Origin of the sequence: Flavihumibacter cheonanensis, from assembly GCF_022352215.1 — a bacterium.
In the GTDB taxonomy this organism is placed as follows: domain Bacteria; phylum Bacteroidota; class Bacteroidia; order Chitinophagales; family Chitinophagaceae; genus Flavihumibacter; species Flavihumibacter cheonanensis.
This window is the reverse complement of record NZ_JAKRWF010000197.1, coordinates 1-281: the sequence shown is the minus strand read 5'-3', so window position 1 is coordinate 281 and position 281 is coordinate 1. Positions and strand designations below refer to the sequence as shown.

The window sequence follows — 281 nt, the reverse complement described above, 5'->3', positions numbered from 1 at the left end:
GGAGAGCTTCAATCTCACCCTGGCTGGATGGATAGGCTTTGCGAATGGATTTGCAGTAAAAACTCATAAAATAGCAATCTTATTTCTCGATCAATTGGAGGGCTTGTTCTAAGAAACTGGTATCTAAGAATTGCTCTGGTGTCACGCGATCGACCAGGTAACCCTTGTTGATTGCCCACTCTTGAAATTCTAAAATTTGCGGGACGTTAATAGTACCTTTGGGGTTTACTGCGATCCAGCAGGATTGGCGAACTTCTTCTGGTTTAAGTTCAGTGTATTTC

At 42.7% G+C, this 281-nt stretch carries 1 protein-coding gene; it reads right to left on the bottom strand.

The genetic code is table 11. The features are described from left to right. Nucleotides 1-79: 79 nt before the first annotated feature. Nucleotides 80-281: hypothetical protein (locus MD536_RS21670; protein ID WP_239603862.1), on the bottom strand; the 202-nt coding region annotated here is incomplete at its 5' end.